6 protein-coding genes are annotated in these 5,516 nt (G+C 53.6%); 2 read left to right on the top strand and 4 right to left on the bottom strand.

Annotation, left to right across the window (positions count from 1 at the left end; translation table 11 throughout):
• Window positions 1-81: 81 nt before the first annotated feature.
• Complete coding sequence (acpS, locus tag L691_RS0111755) at window positions 82-480, bottom strand: holo-ACP synthase (protein WP_025690725.1); 399 nt, start codon at window positions 478-480, stop codon at window positions 82-84.
• Between the two features lie 189 nt (window positions 481-669).
• Here acpS and L691_RS0111750 point away from each other — a divergent pair, with 189 nt between their 5' ends.
• Window positions 670-1,494 carry an alpha/beta hydrolase family protein gene (locus L691_RS0111750; RefSeq protein ID WP_025690724.1) on the top strand — a complete coding sequence of 275 codons (825 nt, stop codon included), beginning with the start codon at window positions 670-672 and terminating at the stop codon, window positions 1,492-1,494.
• A 97-nt stretch (window positions 1,495-1,591) separates the two neighbouring features.
• On the opposite strand, the gene nadE is transcribed toward L691_RS0111750, so the two are convergent.
• The 3 genes from nadE to L691_RS0111735 all read right to left on the bottom strand — a co-directional run bounded on the left by nadE (window position 1,592) and on the right by L691_RS0111735 (window position 4,779).
• Window positions 1,592-2,401 (bottom strand): NAD(+) synthase, encoded by an 810-nt coding sequence (gene nadE / locus L691_RS0111745; protein WP_025690723.1) that lies wholly within the window; start codon window positions 2,399-2,401, stop codon window positions 1,592-1,594.
• A gap of 108 nt (window positions 2,402-2,509) precedes the next feature.
• Window positions 2,510-2,944, bottom strand: coding sequence for a BrxA/BrxB family bacilliredoxin (locus L691_RS0111740; RefSeq protein WP_025690722.1), 435 nt, complete (start codon window positions 2,942-2,944; stop codon window positions 2,510-2,512).
• A 113-nt stretch (window positions 2,945-3,057) separates the two neighbouring features.
• The gene (locus L691_RS0111735; protein WP_156934226.1) at window positions 3,058-4,779 is read right to left on the bottom strand and encodes an ATP-binding protein; all 1,722 of its coding nucleotides are present in this window, start codon (window positions 4,777-4,779) and stop codon (window positions 3,058-3,060) included.
• 264 nt (window positions 4,780-5,043) lie between these two features.
• On the opposite strand from L691_RS0111735, the gene L691_RS0111730 reads away from it, so the two are divergent.
• On the top strand, window positions 5,044-5,516 hold a 473-nt coding region (locus tag L691_RS0111730), incomplete at its 3' end, for an NAD(P)/FAD-dependent oxidoreductase (RefSeq protein ID WP_025690720.1).

The raw sequence follows: 5,516 nt of genomic DNA, 5'->3' as shown, positions 1-5,516 counted from the left end.
GTCCCCCCCCGCCTCTCCATGTCCCGCCGTTCTTCATCTTGTCCCATGTTTACGCTCCTTGGTGTTCAATTTCTTAATATGCTAATGCGCCCGCTGCTCGACAACGGCAAAGGCCGATGCCAGATCCGTGGTATGCGTGATCGTAAGATGAATAATGTAATCGTATCCATCCGGCAGATTCAGCCGCGTCCAAGCTTCGCCCGAAATGGCCGCTTCCGGCCTGCCCAGTTTCCCCGGGAGTATTTCTATATCCGTAAATCCCAGCGCCGCCCCGATTCCGCAGCCGAACGCCTTGACAATGGCCTCCTTGGCCGCAAACCTTCCGGCGGCATACTCCGCCGTGAGACCGCCCCGGCTTCCCGCCACGGAAAGCTCGCCTTCGGTCAGGACGCGGCGCACAAACCTGCCGCCGAGCCGCCCTTCCAGCAGAACGGCGATCCGGTTAATCTCCAGCAGATCATGCCCGATTCCGTATATCAAGGTACACGCTCCTTAATTCTTCTTTTTCCGCAAATTCATATGGGAAATGATATAGATAGTATAGTGCTGAGGCAAGCTTTCTGCTATCTTAAAAGAAAACAGCGCCGAAGTCCATGCGCCGCTCCCGCAGCGGCTTCGGCACCCGCCATGGACTTGCCGCCTTGGCATACAGAGAGGAGACATTTTCTGATGAGTCGAAGCATCAATTTTGAAATCCCCGCAGGGGATGACTCCGTTCTGCGCTGCACCCGCTTCCCTTCCCGGGGGGAGGCAGACAGCCTGATCGTAATCGCACACGGTTATAAAGGGTTCAAAGATTGGGGAATGTTTCCTTATGTCGCGGAATCGCTAAGCGGTAAGCATGAGGTCGTGACATTCAATTTCTCCCATGGCGGAATCGGCGCGGATCTCCAGAATTTCACCGAGTTTGAGAAGTTCGCCCGCAATACATACCACCGTGAGCTTAAAGACCTGAACGTCCTGCTCTCCTATCTCAGCCAGCATCCCAAGCTCGGCGGACTCCCGCTCTTTCTTCTGGGGCACAGCCGTGGTGGAGGCGTCTGTCTGCTGCATGCCCTTGATACACCCGGCGAAGTCGCCGGCGTCATTTCTTGGAACGGCGTCACCGATCTGGATCTGTTCACGGAGGAGCAGAAAAAGGACATGCGTGAAAAAGGCCGCGCCTATGTCCTGAATGGCCGGACCGGACAGCAAATGCCGCTGGACGCCGTCATTTTGGAGGATTTGGAGCGGCAGAAAGAACGTTACAATATTATCGAGCGGATGCGGACGGCCAAATTCCCGGTCACGCTCATTCAGGGAAGCAAAGACAGCGCCCGCTTGCGGCAGGGATCGGAGAAGCTGATCGCCGTCAGACCGGACATCGAGTGGGTTCAGATTCCGGGGGGAGACCACACCTTCAGAACGGTCCATCCGTTTGCCGGGCCTACCCCGCAATTGGAGCAGGCAATCGCCGCGACCGAAGCCTTTATCGACCAGGTGCTGCGCTCTTAGCGGCCTTGTAACCGAAAAAGCAAATACCGCCGCGGGCCGCCCGCGCATCTAGCGCAGGGCCTCCGCGGCGGTGCGGTTAACATCGCGTGAGGCCGGTTCAGATTCCGGGAATGGCGCTCTGCTTGTACGACCCTTCGCGGTAGAAGCTCTCCAGCAGTTCAGCTGCTGCGGGCTCTACCCGTTTCCCTTCCAGATAATCACTGATTACTTCTTCAGTAATGCCCCGCTTGGCTTCATCCGTCTGTCCCGCCCTCTGGTCTGCGGCCTTCGCTGCCGTGATGATTCCCGCCGTCACGCCGAGATAAGCGGCCAGCTCGCGAACCTGCCGATGGTTCAGAGAACGAAGCGGCTCAAGATCGGCGGCTCCGTGTTCCCATTTAGCGCAGTTGCCGGTTACCGCTTCGGATGCATGTCCGGTTCCTGCCACCAGCAGGTTGTTCTCCAAGGAGAGCGCATGCTGGATCACCATCCGCGCTCCCGCTTTGAGCTCTCCCTTGCCTCGATGCGTCATATGGCGATGCTGCCCGATCGCCTTCAAAGCATACTCCGTTTCCAGCGCAATCTCGTCAACCGCATCCCCGATATTCGTCTCCACTGTGTACTTAAGCCCGAGCGCTTCGGCCGCCTCGTAGCTGTGCTGGAAATCCTCCTGTTCCCCGTAAGGCTGGAACACGCCGAGCGTGATATATTCCTTGCCTTGCTCAGCACTCAGCTCATCTGTTGCGCGCTTGCACAGGCCCGCAGCCACCGCGCTCTCCACATCCCCGCTTATAGCGATCAGCAATCCCCTGGTTCCCGATTCCAAGATATACGCTTTCAGAAAATCGGCTCTCTGCCGCACTTCCGCTTCCGCATCAACCGCCGGTTTAACGCCAAGGGCAGCAATAATCTCTTCCTGTATGCTCAATGCAGCTCACTCACTTTCATCGCTCCAACACCTTTTTATCAAAAACAATCCCGCAGCACCCAAAAGAACGGCACGGCGGGACGTAATCACATATTAGATTCTTGAGCCTTATTTACAGTAACGATCGAATATTTCCTTCAACTCGTCCGCGATTTCTCCAGCCGAACGGTTCTCCACGCCTTGGCGCTCGATAAAATGCACCAGCTCTCCATCCTTCATCAGGGCGATCGAAGGCGAAGAAGGCGGGTAAGGAGCGAAGTACTCGCGCGCTTTGGCAGTCGCTTCCTTTTCCTGGCCGGCAAAGACTGTGAATAAATGATCCGGCAGGGCGTCGTTCTTAAGCGCCTGGGCAACACCGGGACGGCACTGGCCGGCGGCGCACCCGCATACAGAATTGACAACGACAAGCGTGGTTCCCTTGGCGTTAGGCAGCGCGGCCTCTACATCCTCCGGAGTTTTCAGCTCCGTGAAGCCGATACTGGTCAGATCGTCGCGCATCGGTTGAATCGAATCCCTCATATGTTGCTCAAAAGACATGGACATGGTTCAACACTCTCCTTTTCACCTAGGTTGTTAGATAACTTAATAGCGAAACTTACTAACTTTATTATACATTCCAACTCGATGAAAGCAAGCTGCCCCTAGCTTTGAAATCTTTAACAGACGACCGCTGCTTTCTCCTGTTTCTCATATGGAAAGGAGATGGTAAACACCGTTCCCGTTCCCAGGCAGGAATCGACAGCAATCGATCCGCCATGCCGTTCGGCTATACTGAGACAGAGCGGGAGGCCCAGCCCGGTTCCCTGTTCTTTTGTGGTAAAAAAGGGTGTAAATAATTTCTCCATCTCCATGTCCGACATGCCGCTTCCCGTATCCTTCACCAGCAGCTCTACCTTTTCGGGGACACAGCGGGTCTCCAGCGTAAGCACTCCCTTCGGCTCCATCGCTTCCATGGCATTGCGTCCGAGGTTCAGAACAAGCTGCTTGATTTCTTTAATATTAAGCTGCAGCAGCGGCAGCTTGTCGCACAGCCTGAGCTCGACGCTTTGCCCGCGAAGATTCGCGTCGGCCCACAGCAGCGGAGCCAGATCTTCAATCACATCGTGGAGATTGCTGTCCTCCTTGCCGGAGAGCCCGCTCTGCGCAAGCGACAAAAAGTCGTTAATAATACTGTTCGCCCGGTCCAGTTCATCCATGACAATCCGGTAGTAGGACTCCATGTCCGAGGGACTCTTTTCTCTCATCAGCTGCAGGAAGCCGCGCACTACCGCCATCGGATTGCGGATCTCATGGGTAATTCCCGCCGCCATCCGGCCTACCAGCGTCAACCGCTCGACATGATTCAGCTCGCTTCGGATATTCTCTTCCTCCGTCATATCCTGGATGATTAGAACCATTCCCGCTTGCTGTCCCTGGTCTCTCGGAACCAGAGGGGCGGCCAGAACATACAGAATTTTGCCGAGACAAGCTACTTTTCCCATAAACTTCTGCTTACGGGTTACGCTGTCCAGCAAGTGATCCAATTCCCGGTTATCGTTCAGCTTCAGCCGATGCGCCAGATCGGACAGTGTACAGTTTAGAACATCGGTTCTCGTTATATGCGGGATCTCAATTTCCAACTTTTTCATCGATGTTTCGTTAATGCTAGTGATCCTTCCGTTATCATCCACGGAAATGATGCTTAACGGCACCATATCTGTGATCTGCTGAAGATCGCCTATTTCCCGTCTGAATTTCTCCGACATATAAGCGATGCGTTCCTCAATCTCACGCTTGTTCCAAGCCGATTCAAGCATATAAATCAATACGCCGCCGAGCAAAGGGTTTAAGAACAGCATGCAGAGGATGAGCGCCATTTTGTCATCCTGCAATCTGGAGAAATCATTCCCGTCAAAAAATGATGTAAACGCTATAAATAACATGCACGGCACAAGGACGATCCAGAGCAGGGCAATCTTTTCAACAACGGTTCCAAACTTGAATCTATTGGCCATGCCAAACAACAGCGGATACATGAATATTCCGGAATCAAGCAGCACATGGCTTTGCGTCACCGGATCGGAGAATACATAGGTGCATACCGGCAGCATTAGGGCAAGCAAGGCGCGGGAACGGAAGCTTCCATATAACATACCGATAAATGCGGGCAGGATTCCCCAGTTTAAATCGATCATCCCGAACAGATTGCCGGACAGCAGAGAGCAAAGGACAAGGCTTAGCCCGCAGGCCATCACGAGAAAAGTATATTCATCCGAACACCGGGGATTCCGGCGCGTTATATGGCTTTGATTCAGTCTCCACTGAAACAGCATTAAAAATGAGGAGGCAGCAGCCATTTGCAATAAAATCTCTTTCACTGCGGTTGTAATTGTGATCACCGTCCGACTCGGTTAATTGATCTCAAACCTAGAATTAAGAATACTCTGTTTACTGAGAATAAGGAAGGGCAAGAAGAAACGGCTTCGCCATCCTCACCGGAGGAGGGCATTCGTTTCTCGTAGAAATATAAGACCAAACGATAGGAGCGAAGCTTATAAAGTCTCATATTTCAAAAAAGAGCGGGACTGGCCCCGCCCGGGGCGGTGATGGTATGATGACCCTAGATTACCCGCAGCACCGCAATTTACTAAAGGAGCCATTTCATGAGTGAATATGATATCATCGTCATCGGCGGCGGACCTTCCGGTCTGATGGCGAGTGTAGCCGCAGCCAAGCACGGAGCCTCCGTGCTGTTAATTGACAAGGGAACCAAGCTGGGCCGCAAGCTGGGCATCTCCGGCGGTGGCCGCTGCAATGTAACCAATATGAAGGATACAGCAGAGCTGATCGCTCATATTCCGGGCAATGGACGTTTTTTGCACAGCGCTCTTCGCCATTTCGATAACCGTTCCATTGTCGCTTTTTTTGAAGATTTGGGAATTCAGTTAAAGGAAGAAGATAACGGCCGAATGTTCCCTGTTTCCGATAAAGCCTCCAGCGTCGTCTCGGCTCTGATTAACAAAGTCAAAGAGCTTGGCGTTCAGATCATGACGGGCAGTCCCGTCCGCGAAGTGCTGTATGGGCCAGACCGCGTTCAAGGCATTCTGCTGGCTTCCGGCAAGAAGCTGACGGCCCG

This window comes from Paenibacillus zanthoxyli JH29, assembly GCF_000520715.1.
GTDB lineage: Bacteria > Bacillota > Bacilli > Paenibacillales > Paenibacillaceae > Paenibacillus_AQ > Paenibacillus_AQ zanthoxyli.
This window is presented reverse-complemented; position numbering and strand designations above follow the sequence as displayed.